Source organism: Streptomyces sp. NBC_01092 (genome assembly GCF_045039535.1).
Taxonomy (GTDB): domain Bacteria; phylum Actinomycetota; class Actinomycetes; order Streptomycetales; family Streptomycetaceae; genus Streptomyces.
In genome coordinates, this window is the sequence record NZ_CP108659.1 from 9,655,317 (window position 1) to 9,676,710 (window position 21,394).

19 protein-coding genes and 1 riboswitch are annotated in these 21,394 nt (G+C 72.3%); of the genes, 16 read left to right on the forward strand and 3 right to left on the reverse strand.

All coding sequences use genetic code 11. The features are described from left to right. The first annotated feature begins 54 nt into the window (after positions 1 to 54). Positions 55 to 1,335, forward strand: coding sequence for an acyl-CoA dehydrogenase family protein (locus OG254_RS43685; RefSeq protein WP_405593297.1), 1,281 nt, complete (start codon positions 55 to 57; stop codon positions 1,333 to 1,335). A 50-nt stretch (positions 1,336 to 1,385) separates the two neighbouring features. Beyond that, positions 1,386 to 1,844, forward strand: a complete 459-nt coding sequence (locus tag OG254_RS43690; RefSeq protein WP_147998650.1) for an Rrf2 family transcriptional regulator — start codon at positions 1,386 to 1,388, stop codon at positions 1,842 to 1,844. Between the two features lie 10 nt (positions 1,845 to 1,854). On the opposite strand, the gene OG254_RS43695 is transcribed toward OG254_RS43690, so the two are convergent. Further along, positions 1,855 to 2,595, reverse strand: a complete 741-nt coding sequence (locus OG254_RS43695) for a class I SAM-dependent DNA methyltransferase (protein ID WP_405593298.1) — start codon at positions 2,593 to 2,595, stop codon at positions 1,855 to 1,857. Positions 2,596 to 2,768: 173 nt separating this feature from the next. On the opposite strand from OG254_RS43695, the gene OG254_RS43700 reads away from it, so the two are divergent. The 12 genes from OG254_RS43700 to OG254_RS43755 all read left to right on the forward strand — a co-directional run bounded on the left by OG254_RS43700 (position 2,769) and on the right by OG254_RS43755 (position 14,065). Further along, positions 2,769 to 4,394 (forward strand): FAD-binding oxidoreductase, encoded by a 1,626-nt coding sequence (locus tag OG254_RS43700; protein WP_405593299.1) that lies wholly within the window; start codon positions 2,769 to 2,771, stop codon positions 4,392 to 4,394. Between the two features lie 127 nt (positions 4,395 to 4,521). Continuing rightward, the gene (locus tag OG254_RS43705; RefSeq protein ID WP_315987497.1) at positions 4,522 to 4,620 is read left to right on the forward strand and encodes a putative leader peptide; all 99 of its coding nucleotides are present in this window, start codon (positions 4,522 to 4,524) and stop codon (positions 4,618 to 4,620) included. 68 nt (positions 4,621 to 4,688) lie between these two features. After that, a complete protein-coding gene (locus OG254_RS43710) occupies positions 4,689 to 5,585 on the forward strand; it encodes a glutathione S-transferase C-terminal domain-containing protein (protein WP_405593300.1) in 897 nt (298 codons plus the stop codon). A gap of 66 nt (positions 5,586 to 5,651) precedes the next feature. After that, positions 5,652 to 5,760, forward strand: a riboswitch (SAM riboswitch). Positions 5,761 to 5,779: 19 nt separating this feature from the next. After that, the gene (locus OG254_RS43715) at positions 5,780 to 5,941 is read left to right on the forward strand and encodes a hypothetical protein (protein ID WP_405593301.1); all 162 of its coding nucleotides are present in this window, start codon (positions 5,780 to 5,782) and stop codon (positions 5,939 to 5,941) included. A gap of 183 nt (positions 5,942 to 6,124) precedes the next feature. Further along, entirely contained in the window at positions 6,125 to 7,108 is a 984-nt protein-coding gene (locus OG254_RS43720) for an amino acid ABC transporter permease (RefSeq protein ID WP_405593302.1), read from the forward strand. Continuing rightward, the gene (locus OG254_RS43725) at positions 7,105 to 7,899 is read left to right on the forward strand and encodes an amino acid ABC transporter ATP-binding protein (protein ID WP_405593303.1); all 795 of its coding nucleotides are present in this window, start codon (positions 7,105 to 7,107) and stop codon (positions 7,897 to 7,899) included. Before OG254_RS43720 ends, OG254_RS43725 begins: the two co-directional genes overlap by 4 nt. 76 nt (positions 7,900 to 7,975) lie before the next feature. Next, positions 7,976 to 9,001 (forward strand): ABC transporter substrate-binding protein, encoded by a 1,026-nt coding sequence (locus OG254_RS43730; RefSeq protein WP_405593304.1) that lies wholly within the window; start codon positions 7,976 to 7,978, stop codon positions 8,999 to 9,001. Between the two features lie 43 nt (positions 9,002 to 9,044). Then, positions 9,045 to 9,179 (forward strand): putative leader peptide, encoded by a 135-nt coding sequence (locus tag OG254_RS43735; RefSeq protein WP_405595554.1) that lies wholly within the window; start codon positions 9,045 to 9,047, stop codon positions 9,177 to 9,179. 75 nt (positions 9,180 to 9,254) lie between these two features. Continuing rightward, positions 9,255 to 10,457, forward strand: a complete 1,203-nt coding sequence (locus OG254_RS43740) for an LLM class flavin-dependent oxidoreductase (protein WP_405593305.1) — start codon at positions 9,255 to 9,257, stop codon at positions 10,455 to 10,457. A 20-nt stretch (positions 10,458 to 10,477) separates the two neighbouring features. Then, entirely contained in the window at positions 10,478 to 11,857 is a 1,380-nt protein-coding gene (locus tag OG254_RS43745) for an NtaA/DmoA family FMN-dependent monooxygenase (protein ID WP_405593306.1), read from the forward strand. Continuing rightward, the gene (locus OG254_RS43750; RefSeq protein ID WP_405593307.1) at positions 11,854 to 12,945 is read left to right on the forward strand and encodes an LLM class flavin-dependent oxidoreductase; all 1,092 of its coding nucleotides are present in this window, start codon (positions 11,854 to 11,856) and stop codon (positions 12,943 to 12,945) included. Before OG254_RS43745 ends, OG254_RS43750 begins: the two co-directional genes overlap by 4 nt. Next, a complete protein-coding gene (locus tag OG254_RS43755; protein WP_405593308.1) occupies positions 12,938 to 14,065 on the forward strand; it encodes an LLM class flavin-dependent oxidoreductase in 1,128 nt (375 codons plus the stop codon). The genes OG254_RS43750 and OG254_RS43755 overlap by 8 nt, the downstream gene beginning before the upstream one ends. Before the next feature lie 126 nt (positions 14,066 to 14,191). Here OG254_RS43755 and OG254_RS43760 read toward each other — a convergent pair whose 3' ends face one another. After that, positions 14,192 to 15,277 (reverse strand): M12 family metallopeptidase, encoded by a 1,086-nt coding sequence (locus OG254_RS43760; RefSeq protein ID WP_405593309.1) that lies wholly within the window; start codon positions 15,275 to 15,277, stop codon positions 14,192 to 14,194. Between the two features lie 94 nt (positions 15,278 to 15,371). On the opposite strand from OG254_RS43760, the gene OG254_RS43765 reads away from it, so the two are divergent. Continuing rightward, positions 15,372 to 17,192 carry a LuxR C-terminal-related transcriptional regulator gene (locus tag OG254_RS43765; RefSeq protein ID WP_405593310.1) on the forward strand — a complete coding sequence of 607 codons (1,821 nt, stop codon included), beginning with the start codon at positions 15,372 to 15,374 and terminating at the stop codon, positions 17,190 to 17,192. Between the two features lie 31 nt (positions 17,193 to 17,223). Here the strand turns inward: OG254_RS43765 and OG254_RS43770 are convergent, their stop codons facing one another. After that, positions 17,224 to 19,791: a CHAT domain-containing protein gene (locus OG254_RS43770; RefSeq protein WP_405595557.1), complete on the reverse strand. Its 2,568-nt coding sequence runs from the start codon at positions 19,789 to 19,791 to the stop codon at positions 17,224 to 17,226. Between the two features lie 148 nt (positions 19,792 to 19,939). On the opposite strand from OG254_RS43770, the gene OG254_RS43775 reads away from it, so the two are divergent. Further along, complete coding sequence (locus OG254_RS43775; RefSeq protein ID WP_405593311.1) at positions 19,940 to 21,376, forward strand: S8/S53 family peptidase; 1,437 nt, start codon at positions 19,940 to 19,942, stop codon at positions 21,374 to 21,376. Positions 21,377 to 21,394 lie beyond the last annotated feature (18 nt).

Consider the following 21,394-nt stretch of genomic DNA (forward strand, 5'->3'; position numbering starts at 1 on the left):
CGAAATACTAGGGAAGTGTTGACCCCCGTCGGTGGAGCGAGTGAGGATGACGCCATGACGATCGCCCCACCGGCCCCGGCCGCTCCGTTCGGTGACTCCGACCGGGGCGCACCCGTGACGTCGGCGGACGGGGCGACACAGTGGGGCACTCCACGGGAGGACTGGCCGCACATCGCCCGTGAGCTCGCGGACGACCTCGCCACGGACGCGGTCGAGCGCGAGCAGGCCGGCAAGCTCCCGCTCGACGAGGTCGCGCGGCTGCGCGAGTCGGGCCTGCTGACCCTGCTCGTCCCGGCCGAACGCGGCGGCGGCGGTGCCTACTGGCGCACCGCCCACACCGTCGTACGGACCGTCGCCGCGGCCGACGGAGCCGTCGGGCACTTGCTGGGCAGCCACTACTTCCTGTCCTATTGCGCCCGGTTCTTCGCCGGCCCCGACCGTGCCGCACGCATCGAGCGCACGTTCGCGGCGGGGCAGTGGTACTGGGGCGGCGGCATCGCCACCCAGGAACCGCCGCTCATCCTGACCCCCACCGCGAACGGCTATCTGCTGGACGGCCATCAGCGATACGGCTCCGGAGTCGGCGTCGCCGACCGGCTGCTGGTCCGCGCCGCCGTGCCCGGCACCGGCGAGCCCGTCGCCGTCCTCGTCGACACCGCCCAGCCGGGCGTGGTGAGCGGCGGCACCGGCGACACCTTCGGGCAGCGGCTGGCCGCCGCGGGCGGCGTGTCGTTCGACTCCGTGCCGGTCACGCGCGACGACGTGCTCGGCTCCCTCTCCTCCGACGACGGCGCCCTGTCCCCCTTCGCCGGACTCGCCGCGCCGACCGCTCGGCTGGTCTCCGCCCAGTTCTGTCTCGGCGTCGCCGAGGGGCTGCTCGGTGAAGTCCGCGAGCACGGCCGGACGGTGGCGTCACCCTGGCACCCCTTCTCGCCCCAGCCCTGGTCGGGCGGCCCGCCGCAGGATCCGTACGTGCTCACCGCCTACGGCGAACTCGCCGTCGCCGCCCGCGCCGCGTCCGCCCTCGCCGACCAGGCGGGGGACGCTCTCACCCGTGGTCTCGAACGGGGGGAGGACCTCGACGACGAGGAGGGCGCGGAGATCGCCGTCCTCGCGAGCGCGGCCGAGGCCGCCGCGGCGCGGGCCGCGCAGGAGATCACCACCCGCGCGCTGGAGGCCGTCGGCGCGACCGCCGCCTTCGCCCGGCACGGCCTGGACCGCTTCTGGCGCGACACGCGCACGCACACCCTGCGGGAGCCGGTCGCCCACCGGCTGCGCGAGGTCGGGGACTACTTCCTCAACGGCGCGCATCCTCCGTTCAGCCTTCCCGCCTGACCGAGGGGTCGTCCGTGAGGACCGGGACCGCGGTGAGGGATAATCACGGCATGCGGATCTCGGCCAGAGCGGACTATGCGGTGCGGGCGGCTTTGGAGCTGGCCGCGGCAGGCGAAGACACCTCACTGAAGGCCGAGGCCATCGCCGAGGCACAGGGCATTCCGCACAAGTTCCTGGAGGGTATCCTCGGCGACCTGCGCCGGGGCGGCCTCGTCGTCAGCCAGCGCGGCGGCAAGGGCGGCTACCGGCTCGCCCGACCGGCGGACACCATCGCCATCGCCGAGGTGATCCGGGTGGCGGACGGCCCCCTTGTCTCGGTGCGCGGCGTACGCCCGCCCGACCTCTCCTACATCGGCCCCGCCGAGTCGCTGCTGCCGCTGTGGATCGCCGTACGCGCCAACGTCCGCAAGATCCTCGGCGAGGTCACCCTGGCCCACGTGGCCGCGGCCAAGCTGCCCGACGACGTACTGAGCCTCGCGGACGACCCCGACGCGTGGACGAACCCCTGACCGGCGCCCCTCAGTCGGCCGGCTTCTCCCACACCGACACGTGCTTGCCGCTCTCACTGGTGAACGGCTCGCGCGTGAAGTCCTCCCAGCGGTCGCGCAGCCTCAGACCGGCCAGCCGGGCCATCAGATCCAGCTCGGCCGGCCACACGTACCGGAACGGGATGGACCAGTGCTCGGCGCGGCCGTCGACGATGGTGACGTAGTTGGAGCTCATGGCCTGCGTGGCGACGTCGTAGGTGTCGAACGCCCAGCGTGTGTCGCTGATGTGGAACGGTACGGCGCTCTGCCCGGGAGGCAGCCGGCGCAGATCGGGCACGCCCACCTCGACCACGAAGCAGCCACCGGGCCGCAGATGGGCGGCGGCGTTGCGGAAGCAGTCGACCTGGGCGTCCTGGGTGGTCAGATTGCCGATCGTGTTGAAGACGAGATAGGCGAGCGTGAACTCGCCCGCCACCCGGGTCGTCGCGAAGTCCCCGATCGTCACCCCGACGGCGTCACCGCCGGGTTTCGCCCGCAGCCGCTCCACCATCGCGCGGGACATGTCGATGCCGTGCACCGGGACCCCGCGGCCGGCCAGCGGCAGCGCGATCCGGCCGGTGCCGATGCCGAGTTCCAGCGCCGAGCCGTCGCCGGCGAGTTCGGCCAGCAGGTCGACCGCCGGGTCCACCACGTCGGCGCGGAACATGTCCGCCGACGAATCGTCGTACCCGGCCGCGATGTTCTCTCCGAAATAGCCGTCGTCATCGATCACGCCGGGACCGTACTGCGGCCGCCGCGCCGAGGCACGTGAATTTCGCGTGCGGTCGATTCGGGTGTTGGCACCACCGTGGGCCGGGGGCTGGGACGACTGTCCTCGGCACCATCGCCGCCTAGCGTCGTGACCGAGGGAAAGCGAAGAGTCCCAAGGCAGTCCTAGGAGACGTCATGAGCGCATTGAGCAGGAGGAACGTGCTGCGCGGCGGTCTGGTCGCCACGACGGCGGGGGTCGTGGCGCCCGGGCTGGGCGCGGGGGTCGCGGCGGCGGCCCCGGACGGTACGGCCTGTCCTTCGCCGCCCGGACCCGCCATGGTCGGGCGCGGCGATCCGCGGTTCCGGTCGCTGGCGACCCGGGGCTACAACCGCCGGTTCGTGGGCAGCCCGGAGCACGTCTGGGTGGTCGGCACGACCGCGGATGTCGTACGGGCCGTGCAGCAGGCCGTCGACAGCGGCCGGCGGATCACCGTCCGAAGCGGTGGCCACGGCTTCGAGAACTTCGTCGCCGACCCGGCCGTGGAGGTGGTCGTCGACATGTCCGCCATGACGGGCGTCTCCTACGACCCGGGCCGCCGTGCCTTCGCTGTCGAGGCCGGCGCCCTGCTGGGCGAGGTGTACCGGCGTCTGTATCTGGGCTGGGGAGTGACGATCCCGGCCGGCTGGTGCGCCGACGTCGCCGTCGGCGGCCACATCCTCGGCGGTGGCTACGGTCCGCTGTCGCGGCTGATGGGTCTGTCCGTCGACCATCTGTACGCGGTCGAGGTGGTCGTCGTGGACCGGCTGGGCAGGGCGCGCACAGTGGTGGCCACCCGCGAACCCTCCGATCTCCACCGGGACTTGTGGTGGGCGCACACGGGCGGCGGGGCCGGTACCTTCGGCATCGTCACCCGCTACTGGTTCCGCACCCCCGGCGCCGTCGGCGACGACCCGTCCGGCCTGCTGCCCGCACCGCCGTCCTCGGTGCTGAGCTTCCAGGTCTCCTGGGACTGGGAGAAGCTGGACAGGACGTCGTTCGCCCGGCTCGTCCGCAACCACGGCGAGTGGGCGGAGAAACACAGCGCCGCCGACTCGCCGTATCTCGCCCTGTACAGCGAACTCGCCCTGACCCGCCGCCCGTCCGGCACCGTCTTCATGATCGGGCAGGTGGCCGCGGACTCCGGTGCCGAGCGGATGCTGGACGAGCACGTCGCGGCGCTCAGCCGGGGCGTACCGGTCCAACCCGTCCGCACGGTGCGGAACCAGGCCTGGCTGGCCGCGGCCCTGGCCGGCTCGCCGGGCGACCCCGGCCCCGTCTACCGGCTGAAGGTCAAGTCGGGCTATCTGCGCAGGCGTTTCACCGACCGCCAGATCGAGGCCCTGCACCACCACCTGACCCGGACCGACTACGACCACCCCGGCGGCAGCGTGAGCCTCTACACCCACGGCGGCAAGGTCAACACCGTGGCCCCCGACGCGACGGCGACCCCGCACCGCGGGGCGAGCATCAAGATGTTCTACGTCAACGGCTGGGAGGACCTCCGGGACGACGCCCGGCACATCGGCTGGCTGCGTGAGGTCTACGAGGACCTGTACACCGACACCGGAGGCGCCCCGGCCGCCGCCGACGGCGCGTTCATCAACTACCCGGACACCGACCTGGCCGATTCCGCCCGGAACTCCGGTGCCCCGTGGCAGACCCTGTACTTCGGCGACAACTACCGCCGCCTCCAGCGCGCCAAGGCGAAGTGGGACCCCCGCGACGTCTTCCACCACGCCCTGTCGGTACGCCCGGCCCGACGGGCGGCGGGCGGGCGGTGAAACGGCGGGCATCCACCCCGCCGACCACGAAGTGCCGGACGCCGCTCAATCCGCGGACGCCGTCTTGACGTGGGCCGCGTACGGAACGACACTCTCATCAAGTTTCCTAGTGAATTGGTAGGGAAGCATGGGGCGTCTTGAGTCGGTCACCGGTCGAGTGAGCCGTACGCCCCTTCTCACGTCCCGCCGTCACATCGATCTGCTCCGCGTCTGCAGCGCGATCTGACCCCCTGAGCCGAGCCCCCCACGTCGCTTCCGTACGCGTACGTCCACACGCCTGCCCCGGGGAGAGTCATGTCCGTCACACCGCTGGCCGCCCACCCGTCCGCACCGACCGCTCCCGCCTTCCGGGGCCGGATCGGCCGGGACGCGCGCAGCGGCCACTACGTCGTGCCGCGCCGCTACCGCCTCCACCTGACGACCGCCTGTCCGGACGGCCTGCGCATCGCCGTCGCCCACAGCCTGCTGGGCCTCGACACCATCTGCCCGACGACGTTCCTGCCCGCGATCCCCGACTGCCCCGACGGCGGGCACGCCGTGCTGCGCCCGCTGTACGACGCCAGCGCCCACCGGTACGCCGGACCGGCCCTCGCGCCGGTCCTCAGCGACGACTGGTCCGGGCGCATCGTGAGCACGCACGCCCCCGACATCACCCGCGACCTGGCCCGGCGCTTCGGCGGCTGCCGACTGGAGCTGTACCCGTGCGGCGCGGAGTCGGAGATCGAGGCCGTCGAGCGGATGTGCGCGCAGGACATCGAGGAGGCCGCGCAGGGCGCGGGGGCGGCCGGCGCCGAACGGGCGGAGCGGGACGAGGCGCTCGGGACACTGCTGCGTGCGCTGGGCGCGCTGGACCGGTGGCTGGACGGGCGCGAGTACCTGATCCGTGATCAGATCACCGCCGCCGACGTCGAGTTGTGGGTCACCCTCGTCCAACTCGACACCGTTCACCGGCACCACCTGGACGCCGCCGCGGTGCAGCGCGTCGCCGCGCACGACACCCTGTGGGCCTACGCCCGCCGGCTCGCCGCGCACCCGGCCTTCGGCGCGCATCTCGACCTGGACGCCATCTCCCGCCGCCACCACGCCCGTTGCCGGGGCCTGGAGGACGCCGGAGCGGCCGTCCAGATCCTGGACTGGGCGGCCCACGCGGCGGCCGGGACCGGGGCGCGAGTGCAGGTCGAGCGGCCATGAGCCCGTCCGCACCGTGGACCGGCGTTGACATTCGTTCGGGCAACTGTCTTACTTACGGCACAGAACGGTCATGAGCGTCAGCGACAAGCCCTGGCTCGCTGACCGGCAACCCTCGCATCGCGGTGGGGTGCCCCAGGTGACGACCGGACCGGATGACTTTCGGTAAGCGCGAAGGCCCCAAAGGGGCCGGAAGAGTGAGTGACACCATGGACGCAGCTCCCAGGACGGCCGTACGCCGCCCCCAGAGCCGCGTCCTGGCGTACGCGACCCTGTTCGTCGCCGACCGGGCCGTCGATCTGCTCCGCGTCAACAGCGCACTGTGTACCGCACCGGGCTGTGCCCGCAGCCGCGGCTGACTTTCTCCCGCCCGCGGCCCCGCACTCCCTGACGAACACCGCCTCGGCGGTGTGCTGTCGTCCGCCCACCCCCCGGTGACCGTGCGTCCTCCCGCGTCCTGACGAGCCGCAGCCGCAGTGCGGCTGTCGTCGCCGCGCCGTGCGCCGTGTTCCGGGGACATCCGACTCCTGCCGGAGCCCTCCATGAGTGAACCCCCAGGCGCCGCCGTCTCCCTCGCCGAGGCACCGCCGCCCGCCGAAGCCCCGCCCAAACAGCTCGCGGCCCAGCGCGTGCTGCCGCTGAGGCGGCCCGGCCGCTGGATCGCCACCGCGGTGGTCCTGGTCCTGGCGGCCCAGTTCGTCCACGGCCTGGTGACCAACCCCTTCTACCAGTGGGACCGTTTCGGCTACTGGTTCCTACGGCCCACCATCCTCGACGGGCTCCTGATCACCCTCGAAGTCACCGCCTACAGCGCGGTGTTGGGCCTCCTCGGCGGTGTCCTGCTGGCACTGGCCCGGCTCTCGAAGAGCCCGGTGCTGCGCGCGGTCAGTTGGGTCTACGTCTGGGCGTTCCGCTCCGTCCCGCTGATCGTGGTGCTGCTGTTCCTCTACAACTTCAGCGCCCTGTACAAGACGCTGAGCGTGGGCATCCCCTTCGGACCCGCCTTCTTCTCCTTCGACGAGTCGAAGCTCGCCACCGACATGGTCATCGCCGTCGTCGGCATCAGCTTGCACGAGTCCGCGTACGCCGCCGAAGTCGTCCGCGGCGGCGTCCTCTCCGTCGACCAGGGCCAGCACGAGGCATCCGCCGCGCTCGGCCTGCCCAAGGGCTACCAGTTCCGCAGGATCGTGTTCCCGCAGGCGCTGCGCTCCATCGTGCCGAACTACGTCAACCAGCTCATCGGCCTGATCAAGGGCACCTCGCTGGTCTTCTACGTCTCCCTGCTCGACCTGTTCGGCTCCGCGCAGTCCATGGGCTCCACCTACCCCGGCGACATCGTGCCGCTGCTGATGGTCGCCACCGTCTGGTACCTGGTCCTCACCAGCGTCGTGTCCGTCGTCCAGTTCTACGTCGAGCGGTACTACGCCCGGGGCGCCACGCGCTCCCTGCCGCCGACCCCGTTGCAGAAACTGCGGACCGGGTTCACCGACCTGAGGGCCCGCGTCCGCAGGGAGGCCGCCGTATGACCGCCGAGGCCCAGACCCTCCTCGACAACGCGCCCGCCACCGTGGAGGTGCACGACGTGCACAAGTGGTACGGCGCCCACCGGGTGCTGAACGGCGTCGACCTGACCGTGCGCCCCGGCGAGGTCACCGTGATCATCGGCCCGTCCGGCTCCGGCAAGTCCACCCTGCTCAGGGTCATCAACCACCTGGAGAAGCCCGAGATCGGCCACGTCAGCCTCAACGGCGAGCTGATCGGCGTACGGCGGCACGGCGACCGGCTGAAGGAACTGAGCGAGCGGGCCATCCTCACGCAGCGCGGCAGGATCGGCTTCGTCTTCCAGAACTTCAACCTCTTCCCGCATCTGACGGTCCTCGACAACGTGGCCGCCGCCCCGGTGGCGACCGGCAAGCTCGCCAAGGCCGAAGCCCTGGAGCTCGCCCGCGACCTCCTCGGCCGTGTCGGACTCGCCGACAAGGCCGGCGCCTATCCACGCCAGTTGTCGGGTGGTCAGCAGCAGCGCGTGGCCATCGCCCGCGCCCTCGCCCTGCGCCCGGGCGTCATCCTCTTCGACGAACCGACCTCCGCGCTCGACCCGGAGCTCGTCGGTGAAGTCCTGTCCGTCATCAAGGACTTGGCGACCAGCGGCACCACCCTCGTCATCGTCACCCACGAGATCGGCTTCGCCCGCGAGATCGCCGACCGGGTCGTCTTCATCGACGGCGGCAGGATCGTCGAGCAGGGCCCGCCCTCCGAGGTCCTCGACAAGCCGCGGCACGAGCGGACCAGGGACTTCCTCAGCAAGGTCCTCTGAGCCCACCGCTCCCCACGAACTCCCCCACGCGTCACCGCCCCACCCTCACCACCCTCCTCGAACACCAAGGACGGCCATGCCCACCACCCACATCTCCCGACGCAGCCTGATACGCGGCATCACCGCGGCGACCGCGGTCGCCACCCTCGCCACCGGGCTCGCCGCCTGCGGTGGGGACAGCGACGCCGCCACCAGGACGAACGACAGCGCGGGCACCGTCACCGTCGGACAGCTCTCCAACGGCGCCGCCAAGGAGACCACCCTGAAGGTGTCCGAGGTGAAGTCCATCAGCGCGAAGCTGCCCGACGCCCTCAAGAAGAGCGGCAAGCTGGTCATCGGCTCCGGCACCCTGCCCTCCGGGGCCCCGCCGCTGGGCTTCGTGGGCAGTGACCAGAAGACCCTCACCGGCTCCGAGATCGACCTCGCCCGGCTGGTCGCGGCCGTCCTCGGCCTGGAACCCGAGGTCAAGCGGTTCACCTGGGAGAACCTCTTCGTCGGCATCGACGGCGGCAAGGTGAACGTCGGCTTCTCGAACATCACCGACACCGAGGAGCGCAAGCAGAAGTACGAGTTCGCCTCCTACCGCAAGGACGACCTCGCCTTCGAGGCCCTCAAGGACTCGAAGTTCAGCTTCGACGGCGACTACGAGGCCCTCACCGGCAAGACCGTGTCCGTCGGCGCCGGCACCAACCAGGAGCGGATCCTGCTGGAGTGGAAGGACAGGCTGGAGAAGGAGGGTAAGAAGCTGACCGTCAAGTACTTCCAGGACAACAACAGCACCTACCTGGCCCTCAACAGCGGCAAGATCGACGCCTACTTCGGTCCCAGCCCCAACCTCTCCTACCACGTCACCCAGACGAAGAGCACGCCCAGCCCGACGAGGATCGCGGGCCAGTTCTCCGGCGCCGGGGCGACGCTCCAGGGCCTGATCGCCGCGACCGCCAAGAAGAACAGCGGCCTCGCCCAGCCCCTTGTCGACGCGATCAACCACCTGATCGACAACGGCCAGTACGCGAAGTGGCTCGCCGCCTGGAACCTGTCCAACGAGGCCGTGTCCAAGTCGGAGGTCAACCCGCCCGGCCTGCCGTTGGACAACTCCTGACGGGAACACCTGCCGAGGTCGGCGCGTTGTGACTCATGACGAGATGTGCGAGGCGCGAAAGCGCGCGACCCGGAGGACGGAGGTGGCGGACGTGACGTACATATTCCACGCCGTCCACCTCCACTCCCGGCCCCACATCGACCTCCAGCGCGTGTCCGGCGCGCTCTGTTGTTCCTGACGTTCCCTCACCCGCCGTGCCCCCCTTGAGCGAGGGCCGGCGTTCTCGTACGGACTTCCAGGAAGGCACCGACCCGTGTCCTCAGCACCCTCTTCCTCCCTGCACCTCGCCGTCGCCCTGGACGGCACCGGCTGGCATCCCGCCTCCTGGCGCGAGCCGGTGGCCCGCCCCCGGGACCTGTTCACCGCCGCCTACTGGGCCGACCTGGTCACCGAGGCCGAGCGCGGCCTGCTCGACTTCGTGACCATCGAGGACGGCCTCGGCCCGCAGTCCTCCCACTTCCTGGACCCGGACGAGCGCACCGACCAGGTCCGCGGCCGCCTCGACGCCGTCCTCATCGCCTCCCGTGTGGCCCCGTTGACCAGCCATATAGGTCTGGTGCCGACAGTGGTGTCCACCCACACGGAGCCGTTCCACATCTCCAAGGCCATCGCCACCCTCGACTACATCAGCTCCGGCCGCGCCGGACTGCGGGTACAGATCACCGCCCGCCCGAACGAGGCCGCGCACTTCGGCCGCCGCACCATCGCGCGCATCGAGGCCTACGACAGCCCGGCCGCCCGCGAGGTGGTGACCGACCTCTTCGACGAGGCCGCCGACCACGTCGAGGTGGTGCGGCGCCTCTGGGACAGCTGGGAGGACGACGCCGAGATCCGGGACACCGCCACCGGGCGCTTCATCGACCGCGAGAAGCTGCACTACATCGACTTCGAGGGCGGCCACTTCAGCGTCAAGGGCCCCTCCATCACACCCCGCCCGCCGCAGGGCCAGCCGCTCGTCACCGCCCTCGCCCACGACACCGTCCCCTACCGGCTCGTGGCCCGCGCCGCCGACATCGGCTATGTCACCCCGTACGACGCCGACGAGGCCCGCGCCGTCGTCGCCCAGATCCGCGCCGAGCAGAGCACGGCAGGGAGGGCGGCCGAACCCCTTCACGTCTTCGGCGACCTGGTGGTCTTCCTGGACGACGACCCGGCCGCCGCGACCGCACGCCGGGAACGGCTCGACGCGCTCGCGGGACAGCCGTACACCAGTGACGCCCTGATCTTCACCGGCACTCCCTCCCAACTGGCGGACCTGCTCCAGGAGTTGCAGGACGCCGGACTGTCCGGCTTCCGGCTGCGTCCCGCCGTCGTCGGCCACGACCTCCCGGCGATCACCCGGGGACTGGTCCCCGAGCTCCAGCGTCGCGGCGTCTTCCGCCGCGCCTACGAGGCCGACACCCTGCGCGGCCTCCTGGGCCTGGACCGCCCCGCCAACCGCTACGCAGCCGCCTGAGCCGGAAGGACCGCACCGACATGACCAAGCCGCTCAAGCAGATCCATCTGGCCGCGCACTTCCCTGGCGTCAACAACACCACCGTGTGGAGCGACCCCAAGGCCGGCAGCCACATCGAGTTCAGCTCCTTCGCGCACTTCGCGCGGACCGCGGAACGGGCCAGGTTCGACTTCCTGTTCCTCGCCGAGGGGCTCAGGCTCCGCGAACAGGGCGGGACGATCTACGACCTGGACGTCGTCGGCCGCCCCGACACCTTCACGATCCTTGCCGCGCTCGCCGCCGTCACCGAGCACCTCGGCCTGACCGGCACCATCAACTCCACCTTCAACGAGCCCTACGAGGTGGCCCGCCAGTTCGCCAGCCTCGACCACCTCTCCGGCGGCCGCGCCGCCTGGAACGTCGTCACCTCCTGGGACGCCTTCACCGGCGAGAACTTCCGCCGCGGCGGCTTCCTGCCGCAGGAGGAGCGCTACTCCCGCGCCAAGGAGTTCCTCGCCACGGCGAACGAGCTGTTCGACTCCTGGCACGGCGACGAGATCCTCGCCGACCAGGAGACCGGCACGTTCCTGCGGGACGCCAAGGCAGGCGCCTTCGTGCACACCGGGCAGCACTTCGACATCCACGGGCAGTTCAACGTCCCGCGTTCGCCCCAGGGCCGCCCCGTCATCTTCCAGGCCGGTGACTCCGAAGAGGGCCGCGAGTTCGCCGCCGCCGAGGCGGACGCCATCTTCAGCCGGTACGGCACCCTGGAGGGCGGCCGGTCCTTCTACACCGACGTGAAGTCCCGGCTGGCCAAGTACGGCCGCCGCCCCGACCAGTTGCTCATCCTGCCCGCCGCGACCTTCGCCCTCGCCGACACCGACGCCGACGCAGAGGAACTCGCCCGCGAGGTGCGCCGCCAGCAGGTCAGCGGGGCCACCGCGCTCAAGCACCTGGAGTTCGTCTGGAACCGGGACCTCTCTGCGTACGACCCGGAAGGCCCCCTTCCCGACATCGACCCGGACGTCAGCGACCACCACATCTCCAAGGGCCGCGCCCAGGTCCGCATGTACCGGGACCCGCTGGCCACCGCACGCGAGTGGCGCGAGCTGGCCGAGGCCAACAAGTGGTCCATCCGCGACCTCGTCATCAACACCGGTAACCGGCAGAACTTCGTCGGCTCCCCGGCCACCCTCGCCAAGACCATCAACGACTTCGTGCAGGCCGACGCGAGCGACGGCTTCATCCTCGTCCCGCACATCACCCCGACCGGCCTCGACGAGTTCGCCGACAAGGTGGTGCCGCTGCTCCAGGAACAGGGCGTGTTCCGCACCGAGTACGAGGGCACGACCCTGCGCGACCACCTCGGGCTGGCCCACCCCGACGACGCCCGGATCCGCGACGAGCGGGCGGCGTCGTGAAGTTCCTCGCCATCACCTTGATCGTGCACCGCCCGGACCCCGTCACCGGGGTCCTGAAGCCGACGCACGACCGGTTCCGCGAGGTCCTCGACAACGCCCTGCTCGCCGAGGAGCTGGGCTTCGACGGGTTCGGCGTGGGGGAGCGGCACGAGCGGCCGTTCATCTCCTCGTCCCCGACGGTCGTCCTCAGCCACGTCGCCGCCCTGACGAGGCGGATACGGCTCTTCACGGCCGTGACGACGCTCAGCCTGCTCGACCCGGTGCGCGCCTACGAGGACTACGCCACCCTCGACCACCTCTCCGAGGGGCGCCTCGACCTGATCATCGGCAAGGGCAACGGCGCAGCCCAGCGCGAGCTGTTCCAGGTCACGCCCGAGGACCAGTGGGACCGCAACGCCGAGAGCTACGAGGTCTTCCGGCGGATCTGGCGGCAGGACAAGGTGAGCGCGGCGACCCGCTTCCGCCCGCCGCTCACGGACGCCGAGGTGTGGCCGCGGCCCTACCAGCAGCCCGTCCGGGTCTGGCACGGCAGCGCCACCAGCAAGGAGTCGGTCGACCTGGCCGCCCGCTACGGCGACCCGCTGTTCTCCGCCAACGTCACCCATCCCATCGAGCCGTACGCCGAGTTGATCCGCCACTACCGCGAGCGCTGGGAGCACTACGGCCACGACCCGGCCGACATCGCGATCGGGGCCGGCTCGGCGGGCATCCACGTGGCCCCGACGTCCCAGCAGGCGCTGGCCGCCTACCGGCCGGTCTTCGAGGCCAACCTGGCCTTCTACCGGCAGGCGGGGCTGCCCGTCGTGTTCGAGACCCTGGAGGACTTCGTCGAGCGCAGCTCCGCCCTGATCGGCAGCCCGCAGCAGGTCGTCGACAAGGTGCACCGTTACCACGAGCAGTTCGGCCACACGGCCCTCCACCTGCACGCGGACGCGAGCGGCCGCACCGACACCCAGCACCGGGACTCGCTGGAGCTGTTCCAGTCGGCGGTGGCACCCGTGCTGCGCAAGGACATCCCGGACCCGCCGTTCGCATGGGCTCCGGTGTCTCCGGCAGCACCGACCGCGCAGGAGCGAGTCCATGTCTGACATCCCCCTAGGCGTCCTGGACCTGGTACCGATCTCCTCCGGCTCGACGGCTGCGGACGCCCTGCGGAACTCCATCGATCTCGCCCGGCAGACCGAACGCTTCGGCTACGCCCGCTACTGGTTCGCCGAACACCATCTCAACCCCGGCGTGGCGGGCACGTCTCCCGCGGTCGTCCTGGCCCTGACCGCCGCGGCCACCTCCACCATCCGCCTCGGCTCCGGGGCCGTACAGCTCGGTCACCGGACCGCGCTGTCCACGGTCGAGGAGTTCGGCCTGATCGGCGCCCTGCACCCCGGCCGCCTCGACCTGGGCCTCGGCCGCTCGGGCGGCAGCCCACCGGGGGAGAAGGCGACGATCGCGACGGCGACCCCGGTCGTCGACGGCCGCGCCCCCAACGGACTGCTGATCCCGCCCCGCTTCTCCTTCGAGCACCTGCTCGGCTCACCCCGCGTCGCCCTGCAACGCAAGCTGCTCCTGCCGCCGAACGCCGAGCCACAGGACTACGCCGAGCAGATCGACGACATCCTCGCCCTGCTGGCCGGCACCTACCGCACCCCGGAGGGCATCGAGGCGCACGTCGTGCCCGGCGAGGGCGCCGACGTCGAGGTGTGGATCCTGGGCAGCAGCGGCGGCCAGAGCGCCGAGACGGCGGGCGCCCGGGGCCTGCGCTTCGCCGCGAACTACCACGTCAGCCCCGCCACAGTGCTGGAAGCGGTCGAGGGCTACCGGTCCTTCTTCCAGCCCTCCGAATCCCTCGACAAGCCGTACGTCACCGTCTCCGCCGACGTGGTCGTCGCCGAGGACGACGCGACCGCCCGTGAACTCGCCACCGGCTACGGCCTGTGGGTCCGCAGCATCCGCACCGCCGAGGGCGCCATCCCCTACCCCACACCGGAGGAGGCCCGCACCCACGCCTGGCACGACAAGGACCGAGCGCTGGTCCAGGACCGCCTCGACACCCGGTTCGTGGGATCACCGAGCCGGGTCGCCGACCAACTCGAACAGCTCCAGGAGGCCACGGGCGCCGACGAGTTGCTGATCACCACCCTCACCCACGCCCACGAGGACCGGGTGCGCTCGTACGAACTCCTGGCGCAGGAGTGGCAACGCAGGCCCTAGCGGCGGACAGCTGTGGGCGTCGGCGTGGGCGGGACGTCACCCTCCCCCGAAGGTGGCGTCCCGCCCACTTTCCCCGGCGCCGGACTGTGGACTGTCACGTCCGTGCACGTCAGCGGATTTGTGCTGTCACCAGCACATGACCGCTGTCTCCCCCGACCCCCAGCCGGCATAGAGGCGTACCCGGACGAAGTAGCGGCGGCCCTTGACGAGGCGCGCCTTGAGCGTGGCGTTGTGCGGGGTGCCGCCGTCGTCCTGGGCGGCGAGGTAGCGAGGTTCCCCGTCGCGTTCCTCGAAGACCACGACGACGGTGTCGCTGTCGCCGAAGGTGCCCACCGTGTACTCACGGGTCTCCGGCGGCTCGACGACGAAGTCGGCCTGCTCGGCCGGGCCGAGCCGCAGCGGCACCGAACGGAAGGGCACCAGCTCGCGCGGCCCCGGCGTCTCGGCCGGCGGGTACCAGCGGCGCACGAACTCCTGGTCCGCCCCGGACAGCACGCCCGGCGGGTTCAGGCCCGCGCGGAACTGCTCCGGCTCCAGGATCAGCCCGGCCGAGAAGGGGTACTCCATGATCGACTGCGAGTCCCAGGCGGAACCGTTGACCTCGTTCGCGTCGAGCTTGCGCAGGATGTTGAAGAACGTCTTGTCCCGGCTCCAGAAGTTCGGCGGGCCCGCCAGATCGGCGTACACGGCCTCGTCGTCCCAGTGGATCCCGGCGAACGGGCTCTGGTGCTCGTGCAGCATGCCGAGCGCGTGCCCGATCTCGTGCAGCGCCGTCCCGCGCTCCCCGGCCACGGTCAGGTCCCAGCCGAAGTTCATGGTGCGCTCGTTCAGGCCGAGCTGGAGCGCGTCCTTGCCCACCGTCGACCAGGAGCCGTCGCCGAGCTGGAACCCGATCCGCAGTTCGGCCTCCGACCGGTCGTCCACCTCCACGAACGACAGCCCGATGCCGAGCCCCTGCCACTCCTGGAAGCACTCGCGTACGACGTCCCGCTGCTCCTTGCTGCCGACCCACGAGACGTGCCGGGTCTCGCCTGTCTCCGGGTCCGGGATCGCGGATCCGTCGGAGTCCCGGTCGAAGAAGTGGTAGTGCAGCACCGTGCCGTTGACCCACATCCGGTGTCCGCCGATGAGCGCACTGAGCCGCTCGGCGGCCAGGCCCGGTGCGAAGGCTGGCGCCGACTGCTGCGCGAGGGAGCAGTAGCGAGCGGTCATGCGGACAGCCTGCCGTGGGCCTGCCATCGGCGCCTGAGTCGGGGGCTACTCAAGTACCCGTGTATCAGAGGTGAGTCACCGCGCTCCTATTGCCGTGACGACCTACGTACGCGACGCGAAGACCCTGGAACTGCCCTGGCCGTTCACCGGCCGGGAGGACGAACTGGAACTGGTCCGCGGGGCCTTGACCGCCGGCCGGCACGGCATCGTGGTCACCGGCCCGGCCGGCAGCGGCAAGACCCGGCTCGTCACCGAGGCGGCCCGCGGCACCCAGTGCGCCCGGGTGGCCGGCACCCCCGAGACCCGCCGTATCCGCTTCGCCGCGTTCGCGCACCTCGTCCCCGAGACGGCCTCCCTGCACGGCGCGTTCCAGCATCTGTCCGCCGTACGGCTGCTCCTGGTCGACGACGCCCACCTCCTCGACGACGCCTCGGCCGCCCTCGTCCACCAGCTCGCCGTGCACGGCCGCACCCGCCTCCTGGTCGTCACCACCGACGGCGCCCCGGCCCCCGGCGCGATCTCCCGGCTGTGGACCGGCGAACTCCTGCCCCGTCTCACCCTGGAGCCGCTGCCCCGCGAGGACACGGCCCGGCTGCTGGCCGCCGAAGCGGCGGGCGCCGGCCTCGAACCGCTCACCGTCAACCGGCTGCACCGCCTGTGCCAGGGCGACCTGCGGCTGATGCGCGACCTGGCGGGCGCGGCGCGCGAGAGCGGTCTGCTCACCCGCGTCCCGGAGACGGACGAGTGGGCGTGGCGCGGCCCGGTCCCGATGACCACGACCGTGCGCGAGCGCACCGCCCACGTCCTCGACCGCACCAGCACCGAACAGCGCGAAATCCTCGAACGCCTCGCCTTCGCCGAGCCGTTGCCCCTGGACCTGGAGGCGGACCGGCTCGATCTGCGCACCCTGGAACACCTGGAGGCCGACGCGCTGGTCCACGTCGACGACCAGGGAGCCGTCCGCCTCGCCCACCCCCTGCACGGCCCGGTGCTGCGGGCCGCGGCCGGCCGGCTGCGGGCGAGGCGGCTGTCGCGTACGCCCGAACAGTGCGGCCCCGCCCTCGACGCCGAGCGGGCCGCGCTGAGCCGCCGTATCGAGCGGGCGGACGTACGGGCCGCGGCGGCGCCCGTGGGGGAGTGGCTGGTCGCGGAGGGCGCGCCTGTGCCGGCCGGATACGCGGCCGCACGCGCCCGGTTCGCGCGACTGCGCGGTGAGCTGCGGGAGGCGGCGGCGTGGGCGCGGGAGGGGCAGCGGGACGGCGGTGACGATCCGGCCTGCCGTCGCGAACTCGCCCTCGCCGCAGCGCAGTCGGGCGACGCGACCGCCGCGCACGAGATCCTGGGTGGCCGCCCTCACGGGGGTGGGGCGGCCACCCGGCCGACGGCGACCCGCGGCGCCGCCGGGGCGGTCGAGGCGATCGACGGCGACGCGTACGACGCCGTCCGCCTCGGCGACCCAGACCGCGCCGCGGGCCGCCTGAGCGGCGTCTTCGCCGAGCACGCCGACGCGCTCGCGCGCGCCGACGGCCCCGCGCTGGACCAAGTGGCCGAACAGCTCCGGGAGCGCGGCTTCCTGCTCTATGCGGCCGAGGCGCACGCCCAGGCCGTACGGGCGCACCGCGACCCGCGTGCCGTGCGCACCTCACGCACGCGTGCCGTCGCCCTGGCCCGCCGCTGCCAGGGCGCCCGCACCCCGGCCCTGTCCGGGCTGGTCCTCGGCGAACTGACCGCCCGGCAACGCCAGATCGTCACCCTGGCCGCCACGGGCCTGAGCAACCGCCAGATCGCCGAGAAACTCACCCTGTCCGTCCGCACGGTAGGCAACCACCTCTACAGCGCGTACGCCCGCCTGGGCGCCAGCGACCGCGGCGCACTGCCGTGGCTGGTGGAACTGCCGGACGCGCAGCCGGCGTAAGCAAATAGACCGCCTGCCGCCGATGAAAGCCTCACGCCGCTCCGAAGGCCGAGAACGCCCACCCCGTAGCCCGATGCAGCGCATCCCCCGGCAGCGCCGCCCGCGCGTCCCGCAGCGCCTCCGCCAGGGAGAGCCCCTCGCTCAGCCCCTTGTGCAGCGCGAGCATCAGCGGCACCACCGCCGCGTCGTTGACGGGCGCCGTGCAGGCCACCACCCCGGCCGTGCCCAGCGGCAGCAACGCGGTGACCAGGCCGAGGAGTTCGTCGGCGCCGACGGAAGCGAACCGGGCGGTGTCGCAGCAGGACAGGATGATCCGGTACGGGCTGCGGTCCAGTCGCTCGAAGTCGTGCACGATCAGCGGCCCGTCGGCCATCCGCAACGACGAGAACAGGGGGCCGTCCGCACGGAACGTGCCATGCGCGGCGATATGGGCCAGCGCGGCGCCGTCGAGCTCCTCCAGCACGCGCGCCGCCCGCGCGTCGGCGTGCTCCAGGACGACGGCGCCGCCGTACCGGCCCGCCAGATGCGGCACCTCAGCGCCACCGGTCGCGAGGCCCGGCCCGCGCACCAGCACCTGACGGCCGCCCGGCGGCGGCTCGGTCTCCCGGGCGCGCAGCCAGCCGCTCGCCGACGGCGACACGCTGAGCACCCGCTCCCGCAGCGACGGCAACAGCGCCCACGGCACCCGGTGCAGCCGGGCCGGCGGCACGACCACCACGGGGCCGTCACCGAGATGTGCCGCGGCCGGACCGAGCAGCAGCTCCTCCAGCCGCCGCCCCGCGGCCTCCACCACCGGCAGCCGCCCCTCCGCACCCGGATGGGCCAGCCGCCGCAGCCCGGCCTGCACATGCTCGGCCTCGGTCTCCGCCTCGGCCAGCAGCCCGGCCTCGTACCGACGCACCCGCCCCTGCCCGCACAGCAGCACCTGAACCCGCCCGTCCAGCACGGCGAGTTCGACCAGTCGTACGTCGTCGCCCAGCCGCTGAAGCAGCCGGCCCGGGTCGAAGCGGTCGCCGTAGCCGGGCGTGCCGCCGCGCAGGTGCAGCGTCCGGGACCGGATCTCCCGCTCCAGGCGCCGCTGTTCGCGTTCCAGCGCCGGAACCGGACGGGCGTCGCGGCGCGCCTCCTCGGCACGCGCCGCGATCTCCCGGAACGCGGTCAGGTCGCTCAGCAGCTCCGGGTCGGCCGGCGGCCGGGTCGGCGGCGTCGACAGCGCCGTGGCCCGCCAGCGCTCGCTCCACACCAGCAGCCGGCGCGGACTGCCGGAGTCGAGGCTGGCCTGCTGGGCCAGCGCGGCGAGCTCGGCGCCCTGCGCGGTGGCGCGGGCCCTGAGCTCCGAGGCGCCCAGCGTCATCCGGTGGGCGTCGAGCACATCCAGTCCGCGCCGGCAGGCCTCCAGGACACCGCGCCCCGACCCGGCCGCCTGCGCCCGCAGCGCCTGCGCCGCCCAGCCCGTCATCCGCGCCAGCGGCGGCCCGCTGCGCCGGCTGCGGGCGGCGACGCCCAGATGCCGCTCGGCGTCGGCCCGCCAGCCCAGCCCGAGCGCGATCCGGCCCGCGAGCAGCGAGGCCTCCGGCGCGGCCGGCGCGCCGAAGGAGGCCAGCCGGTCGGCGACCGCCGCCGTGTCGGCCACCAGCCGCCCCGAACTGCGCCCGGCGGTCACCCGCGCCTCGATCAGCACCAGCCGCGCATGCGTCTCCCACCAGCTGCGCCGCTGCCCCGCGAACAGCCGTACGGCCATGTCGGCGCGAGCTATCGCGGTGTGCGCGTCGCCCGCCAGCCGGGCGGCCCGCGCGGCGACCAGCAGCAGCTCCGCCTTGCGGGTGGACTGGCCGCCGATGCCGTCGAGCACGGCGATCGCCGCATCGGCCTCGGCCAGCGCCTCAGGAGCCAGCCCGGCCGCCATCAGCACCTCGCAGCGGCGGATGTTCAGCATGAACGTCGGCGTGCCGAGCTTGGAGTAGCGCTCCTCGGCCTCGTCGAGCAGCCGCAGCGCCGCCGGGATGTCGCCCGACCGGAACGCCGCGAGGCCCCGGCTCTCCACCGCGTCGGCCTTGTCGTGCTCCTGGCCCGTGGTGTCCCACAGCGCCTCGGCCGCCGTGAAGTCGGCGTCCGCCCGGTCCACCGCGCCGAGCGCCAGATGCACGGTCGCGCGCAGCGTCAGCGCCCGAGCCGTCCAGATGACGTCGTCCACCTGCCGCAGCACCGGAATCGCCCGGCGCACGTCCTCCAGTGCTTCCCGATGGTGGCCGAGCACCCAGCGGGCGTAGGCGCGGCGGAACAGCACCCGCGCGCGCGTGTGTCCGCTGCCGCGCTCGATCCCGCGCTCCAGCGCGGCCAGCCCCTGCTGAGTGCGCCCTGCGTGCACCAACGCGACCCCGAGCGCCGCCAGCACGTCCGCCTCCCGGTCGGCGGAATCCGCGCGTGCCGCGAGATCCCGGGCGCGCCGCAGGTGTTGGAGGGCGATGCGCATGTCGCCCCAGTCCCGCTGCCAGATGCCGATCACCTGGTGGGCGACGGAGGCGTGCAAGGGCGAGGGATCGGCGTCGAGCAGCCCCTCCGCCCTCGCCAGCGCGTCGTTCGGGGCGGCGAACACCATCGGCAGCAGTTCGAGAACCGATTCGCTTCCCGCGGTCACTCCACGGATGGTAGTTGCCCCGGAACCGTGCCACACGGGTTTGGCGCTGTATCAATCAGCGACCACGTGGCTCAATTTGACGACCGTCGCTTCAGTGGGAGGACACGCCATGGCACCACAGCGATTCCACGAGCAGTTCGACCAGATCCAGCGCTCCATGCCCGACGTCCCCCTCGCGATGGGACCGGACGACTCCGCCGAGTTCATCTACGAGAAGGGCTACGTCCTGGTCCGTGACGGCGAGGACGCCCGCGTCGTCGAGGACACCGTGCGCGCCCACTTCACCGCCGAGCCCGACCTGGTGCAGGACCACGTGCGCCGCGCGGGCCCGCAGACCAACCGTTCGGGCATCACCCGCATCCAGGTCGGCGACCCCGGCGAGGGTGACCCCAGCGGCGACCGCCCCGTCGCGCACGCCCTGCGCGCCCTGCGGGAGTCGGAGGGCCGGGCCGGCCGGCGGCTGGTGAGCCGCAACCACCTGGTGTCGATCGCCGTCAACTCCTGCCCCGGCGACGAACCCGGGCCCGTCACGCAGGCCGAGGGACTCAACCCCGCGCTCGCCGAAGGCACCTACGACGCGGACAGCGCCATCGGCGTCCTGGTCGTCGACACCGGGCTCATGGGCGACTTCCGGTCCTCCCCGCTGCTGGCCCACACCGACGGCGACGCGCAGATCAAGGAGTGCGACGACGACGGCGTCCTCCAGCAGTACGTCGGCCACGGCACGTTCATCGCCGGTCTCGTCGCCGCAGTCGCGCCCAACACGGACGTCGTCGTGCGCAACTCCCTCAACGACGCGGGCGCCATCCTGGAGTCCGAGTTCGGCGAGAAGCTCTTCGAGGCCGTCGACGCGGGCGGCTGGCCCGACATCCTCAGCCTCTCCGCCGGCACCTCCAACGGCCGCACCGACGGCCTGCTCGGCGTCGAGGCCTTCATGCGGGAACTGCGCGAACAGCGCACGCTGCTCGTCGCGGCGGCCGGCAACAACGGCAGCGCCACGCCGTTCTGGCCCGCCGCCTACGCCGACCTGCCCGACTACCAGGACGTCGTGCTGTCGGTCGGCGCCCTGCGCGGCGACGGCGAGTTCGGCGCCTGCTTCAGCAACCACGGCCCCTGGGTGAAGGTGTACGCGCCCGGCGAGCGCCTCACCAGCGTCCTCACCGGCTTCGACGCGCCCGTGCCGTACATCTACCAGCACTCCACCTACGAGACCTGCCGGTACGGCTTCGGCTACTCCTGCACCTGTGTGTCCCCGCGCCACACCGGCGTGTTGAGCGAGGCGGGCACCAGCAGCGGCACCAAGCCCGACCAGGTGATGTTCGAGGGGCTCGCGCACTGGAGCGGCACCTCGTTCGCAACCCCCCTCGTCGCGGGCCTGATCGCCTCCCACATGAGCGGGCAGCAGGAGTCCGACCCTCGGGTCGCGCGGTACAAGATGCTCGCCGCGAACTCCGGCTACGCGGAGGTGCGGGGGGCGCACGTACCGGCGCTGCGCCCCTCGACCTGGCGTCCTGTGCCCGTTCTGCCGCCGGCTCCTCGCTCATGAGGGTCGGAACCCTCCCCT

Bases quoted from the DNA above. Each gene is read 5' to 3' on its own strand.
- OG254_RS43685 (WP_405593297.1), top strand. From the start codon at position 55: ATGACGATCGCCCCACCGGCCCCGGCCGCTCCGTTCGGTGACTCCGAC.
- OG254_RS43690 (WP_147998650.1), top strand. From the start codon at position 1,386: ATGCGGATCTCGGCCAGAGCGGACTATGCGGTGCGGGCGGCTTTGGAG.
- OG254_RS43700 (WP_405593299.1), top strand. From the start codon at position 2,769: ATGAGCGCATTGAGCAGGAGGAACGTGCTGCGCGGCGGTCTGGTCGCC.
- OG254_RS43705 (WP_315987497.1), top strand. From the start codon at position 4,522: ATGGGGCGTCTTGAGTCGGTCACCGGTCGAGTGAGCCGTACGCCCCTT.
- OG254_RS43710 (WP_405593300.1), top strand. From the start codon at position 4,689: ATGTCCGTCACACCGCTGGCCGCCCACCCGTCCGCACCGACCGCTCCC.
- OG254_RS43720 (WP_405593302.1), top strand. From the start codon at position 6,125: ATGAGTGAACCCCCAGGCGCCGCCGTCTCCCTCGCCGAGGCACCGCCG.
- OG254_RS43725 (WP_405593303.1), top strand. From the start codon at position 7,105: ATGACCGCCGAGGCCCAGACCCTCCTCGACAACGCGCCCGCCACCGTG.
- OG254_RS43730 (WP_405593304.1), top strand. From the start codon at position 7,976: ATGCCCACCACCCACATCTCCCGACGCAGCCTGATACGCGGCATCACC.
- OG254_RS43735 (WP_405595554.1), top strand. From the start codon at position 9,045: ATGTGCGAGGCGCGAAAGCGCGCGACCCGGAGGACGGAGGTGGCGGAC.
- OG254_RS43745 (WP_405593306.1), top strand. From the start codon at position 10,478: ATGACCAAGCCGCTCAAGCAGATCCATCTGGCCGCGCACTTCCCTGGC.
- OG254_RS43755 (WP_405593308.1), top strand. From the start codon at position 12,938: ATGTCTGACATCCCCCTAGGCGTCCTGGACCTGGTACCGATCTCCTCC.
- OG254_RS43760 (WP_405593309.1), bottom strand. From the start codon at position 15,277: ATGACCGCTCGCTACTGCTCCCTCGCGCAGCAGTCGGCGCCAGCCTTC.
- OG254_RS43770 (WP_405595557.1), bottom strand. From the start codon at position 19,791: ATGGTGTTCGCCGCCCCGAACGACGCGCTGGCGAGGGCGGAGGGGCTG.
- OG254_RS43775 (WP_405593311.1), top strand. From the start codon at position 19,940: ATGGCACCACAGCGATTCCACGAGCAGTTCGACCAGATCCAGCGCTCC.